General features: G+C 44.4%; 3 protein-coding genes. All 3 read right to left on the reverse strand.

What is annotated here, in order from left to right; translation table 11 throughout:
- Positions 1–718 (reverse strand): Ig-like domain-containing protein (locus OEV42_21205; protein ID MDH3976788.1); only part of this gene is annotated, 718 nt, incomplete at its 3' end.
- 230 nt (positions 719–948) lie between these two features.
- Positions 949–2,202: a hypothetical protein gene (locus OEV42_21210; protein MDH3976789.1), complete on the reverse strand. Its 1,254-nt coding sequence runs from the start codon at positions 2,200–2,202 to the stop codon at positions 949–951.
- Between the two features lie 11 nt (positions 2,203–2,213).
- The coding region (locus tag OEV42_21215) for a hypothetical protein (GenBank protein ID MDH3976790.1) at positions 2,214–5,307 on the reverse strand (3,094 nt) is incomplete at its 5' end.

The following is a 5,307-nucleotide window of genomic DNA, read 5'->3' on the forward strand; positions in this document are numbered from 1 at the left end:
CGGCATTTGTCAGTGTTATTGCTCCATCTGTGGCAGAGCCTTTGGATATTGGCTCACTGAAGGTGACTACAATCTGGCCTTTATCGTCTGCTCCTGTTGCACCGTTTGTTGGACTGATTGATACGACAACCGGTGGTGTAGAGGTTATGTTTATGTTATGGGTTTGTACTTCATTGTTAGTGCTTAAAGTACCGCTGGCGGATCCTCTGTTTCTGGTGGTCCGGTTAATTGCACTGGCAGACCACGGGCCTGAAAGAGCCGCAACAATATAAGTCCCACCGACATTTGAAATATCGGCAATAGTTGAAGCTGCTACTCTTACTAAAGCACCCTCTTTAACTGCGCCGTCAAGACCACTTACTGTTCCCCTTATAAAACCAACAGCTCGCACTGTCTCGATAAAGAGATAAGTGCCTGACTTTACAATGCCAGGCAGGGCAAGACCTGCAACATCAGTTGTTTGAGATGTTATCAGTCCCCCTGTCACATTTGCTGTGGCTACAATCTCAAGCAGCCTCTTACCGTCAGCCTCAAAGAGCCTTGCTACAATTACGGGATTTGACGAATTAAAACCATCAGGCAGCGGAATGGAAAGTTCAGCAGAAGCAGTCAACACTTCCCCCGAAAGATCTATATTAACAGCCCTCATAAGAGCCATGTCTGTGGGGATTATGGATTCAAAATCAGTTGTATTTGCAGTTGAAGTCTCTACAGGCACGGTACGGGACAGTCCCCCCGCCTCGATAACGAGCAGGTTGCCTTCAGCGTCGGCAAGGTACTTTCAATATTTAATTATCAAAGAGCAAAAGCAAAAGATTGTTAGTAAGGGTAAATGCCGATTCCTGCATTTGAACCGCATTGCTTGCAAATATGCTTCGGCAACCCGAAACGAAAGAAGGGAGCAGAATATAATCTGCTCCCTTCTTTTGATTCTATTAATTGCAACCCTTACGGCCTTGTTGCATTGACCTCTACAGGGTCGGAATTGCCGATATCCGATGTTGCACTTATGCGGTAATACCATGTTGCCCCGGCAGTAGCGCCGGTATCGTTAAAACTATAGGCCTGCTTCTCATCAAGCGGTACAGTCGTCACATTGCTGAAAACACCTGTCGCTGAAGTCGCCCTTTCGATATCATACCCCGTTACACATCCGGGGTCTTGAGGTGAAGGATTCCATGTGAGGTAAATCCCAGATGTTGAAGGCAGTGCCTGAAACTCTTCCGGCATGTCAGGGCCACCTTTTGGATCATCAGGTGAATCAGTCCAGGCCCATTTAACAACACCAAAAGTTTCCGGTGTACGTTTCCATGCATAAACATCACCATTAGAAGTAATTAGAGGCTTGCCATACTCGACATATTGCGACATATCGGGAAGTGTTGCACCCTCCAATGTACCCGGCTGTGCAAGCTCGATAACAATCTCTTGATCGATCGTATCTACCGGTAGATCAAGCTGTCCTGCTACTTTACTGCAACGATCATATTTCAAAACCTGCTGATGTGCCGTATCTCCCTCTCCGGCAACAAGCACTACATTCAATCTACCTGAATTGTCCCGCAAATAATCTTCAACATATTCCGTTTGCCTTATATTAAACACCGTATCACCGTATTCAATAACAGTCAGATAATTTCCATTTGCTTGTCTTTTAGGCCTATTATATTTACCTAAAAAATAAGGTTGTGATGGAAATGTTTCGACAATTTCACCAGTTGGGGTATAGGCAATCCAACCGTTTTCTGAATCCACATAGATTTTTGAACAATCTGGTACGATGTAATCTATTCCCCCCATGTTTTGAGCTTTACCAATAAGATCACCAGACTCTATATTAAATGTATGTGTAGTTTCAATAAATCCTTCAGAAATACAATTATCACCCACAAAAACTTTACCAGGCCATAGAAAATTCTCGACAAAGGGCTTTTCTATATCCCTAAAAAAACTCCCATCAGAATTAAAAATATGAATTACCTTATTAATTTCATCCCCTATAACTATTTTGCCATTTCCACTCACACCAAATGACTTTGTAAACCATTCACCAGAGTCACTGGAATCTATCCCCATTTCCCCTAGTTTATTACCAAAAGGCATAGTAACAATTAACTGAGCCTCTCCCCATCCTGCTACAGCCCGACCTGCAATTAAGATTTGCAATAAAAATACTAGAAGTAAAATTATTTTTTTCGACATAATCGTCTCCATTAATCCCATAACATGACTCTTCCAAAGCCAACAGGTTTTGATGAAATATTCTGTTCCGTAATTACTACTTTTCTTGAAAAAACACCTCTATTAGATGCTTTGCCTTTTTCATTCAATGGATAGTAATATCGCCACCCATAAGCATGAATGATTTTATACCTGCATTGTTTGCCTATGCATACAGGATCTTCATAAACCATAGTAATATGTGGATCCCTTTTATAGCGTACCAAATCTCCTCTTTTCATTTTTTCTATTTTCTCAGTCTTATTTCTTTTATTTTTTATTTCATAAACCATCTTCTTTGAGGTACCAACAGGATTCCAATAAGTACTTACTGCCCAATAATTGGTTACTTTTGGCTTACCGTTATTATATTTCATATCAAATGTTATACCCTCAGTGACACCTAATTGCATTGACTTCTTTACATCACTATTATCATCAAAAACATTCCACCCTCCAAGTATACTATGCGTTACTAACCCACTGCAATCAATACCTGACCAGTTTTTCGGTTCAAATTCATTATATTTTTCAAGGGGGATGAGTTTAGAATTTTCTCCAACCCTATACCTGACTTTATTATCGCTGGTTCTCGCCTTCCACTCCCCCATATATAAACCGGGCAACTTCTTTGTCCCCGTTAATTCACAGTTTGCACCTGCTGAATCATTAGAGTTTCCTGCATATCCGGCAAATCCATTAGGTAATCCTATTGCAACCCACTTACTACCTTGATCACGACCTAATGATGTTGCTCCAAAATTTCTTTCAAAATAGCTATCACGTATCGATGGTGAAGCTGGTGCCTTACATGATGACACTGTCTCTTTAAATTCTTCAACTGAGTCACGGCAACCAAAGCAATAACTAACGCCTGTTGTTTGCTCTGCATTATTACTGCGCGGTTGCCAACTACCTGTTGGATTGTTAAAATCAGTTGCACTTTCAAACTCCTTGGCTCTAGCAATCATCCCGTCAATGAACGGCGCAATCACATTGCTATACAACTCATAAAGCCCCGTATCCTCTCCACCAGTTACATCACCTGGCCCCTTATTTATAAGATTATCGGGATAAATAGATAACATTCGCTTTGATCTTTCCGTCTGACCGACAAGCAATCCCTTGTCAACAATCTTGTTCAGCCAGAGGTAGCTTGAAGCCGTATCTCTCTTACCATAATCTTTCATCATTTTCCTGAAGATATTGGTCGTATCATCGCTGTTCGACGGATCTGTTGAATCGGAAACGTACTCTTTAAACTTTCCATTTTCGTCATAAGCTATGTTGACTTTCGTATTTCCTATTCTCACATCGGTATTAGAACCATACTGTCTGATACCTCCCATATTAAACTCACTTTTGAAAACAGAAATAGCTTCAATTAAATCATAATCATTAAAAGTACCATCCTCAGGCACAAGGCGATAGTTTGTGACGCTACGCTTCCTCGATACAACCTGATTAAGCATTTCCTGTACGAAATCAAAGCCCTGCTTGTCAGGTGTTTCCCCTGTTGATTTGCTCTCTATCTTGTCGGCAACAAAGACAGCCGTTCCGCCTAATACCTCACCGAGTGTCACATTCCCGTTGTGCCTCACATTGATGGGAAGCACTTCCCGGGCATCTTTAGATAATCCGCCTTTTATCAGTGTTTCTTCACCGTCCTTGTTCTGGATGTATAAATCAAGATTGACTGTCTCCTTGTCGTAACCTTGATCTGTCTCCAGTTTCATCATAACAATGCTGATGCCGGAGGCAGAAATATTTTTAAAAACAGCACAGGGGGCAATTTCTGTTGACCCTTCAGGACAAGCATAACCTGGCAATGGCGTTAGCCTGAAAGACTTTTCTCTCGGATTATCATTAACCTTAAGTTTTGCCTCATCATTTTTATCAAAAGCTACATAACCTTCTTTGTACCCCCGAATAATTATTGTCTTTGCACCCAGCGCTGGATAATAATCATGACAGAAAGGATCATTACCAAGTATATCATCTTCACAATACAACTCAAGATACACCGGGTCCAGATCCAGCACCCGAAGCCCCCCATCGGTACTAGCCAGATACACCCAGCCGTCCTTTTCAACGAGGGCTTTGACTTCGCCCAGCAGTTCATCGATAACTCCGTTTTCACCTACAGGCGCTGCATCGATCTTGTTAAGCATTATCGGGTTAAAGGGGTCTTTAATATCGATGACATAGATTGCCCCGCCGGAGGTGATGAAAGCAAGGCCCGAGTTTCTGCTGATGGCAATGTCACTGGCAAATGCCTTGAAAATGGTGCCGTCTTCATTCTTTACGGTGCCAATGACCGTCGGCGTATAGGGGTTTGTCAGATCGACAGTGTGAACGCCGCCTGTCTTGCTGGCTGTCACAGCCAGATCCATGACTTGTGTGAGGCCGCTTGAGTCGGTGTAGTTATAGCCATCGACGGCCGCTGCCCGGAAGGCGTCGTAAGTGTCTGACGGTTCGACGTGGCCCAGTTCCTGCGGGAAGCTCGGCACCGTCAGGTCGAGAACAACGAGGTAGCCCTTTGACGTGGTGAGCGTTGCCTTGTTGCTGAAGACGTTAATATCTCCCGGCTGGCCGTAGCCGAGTCCGTTCGTATCGAAGAGGCTTGTAATGGCCATGCCCCTCGTTGTTTTGCTGTAGTCCCTTGCTTTGGTGATATCGACGACGTGAAGGCCGGTCATGACGGTGGACACATAGGCATGGCCATTATAAATCGCCACACGGCCAGGCAGGCCGCTCCAGGCCTCAGCCAATTGTTCCTGCCCTATGTAGTCGGGATTGGCCGGATCGCTCACGTCATAAAAGCGCACGTAACCATACTGGCCGCCGCCGTAAATACTCACACTGTCCGTCACGGCAAGGATGTTGGTATCTGCATCGATTGCCACACCGCGGAAGGAGAACTGCGGTGACGGCCTGTGAGTGTGGAGAAGAACCGGCCTTGTGGGGTCCGTTACGTCAGCCGTGTGCCAGCCCTCCGTGCCTGCCGCGATAAAGGCCCAGGTCTTTCCGCCCCTTGCCATAAGGGCAATGTCGCGCCCGCCGGTGAAGGAATCGCTCTCCATGTCG

The sequence above is a fragment of the Deltaproteobacteria bacterium genome (assembly GCA_029860075.1).
Classification (GTDB): Bacteria; Desulfobacterota; JADFVX01; order JADFVX01; family JADFVX01; genus JAOUBX01.

Bases quoted from the DNA above. Each gene is read 5' to 3' on its own strand.
- OEV42_21210 (MDH3976789.1), bottom strand. From the start codon at position 2,202: ATGTCGAAAAAAATAATTTTACTTCTAGTATTTTTATTGCAAATCTTA.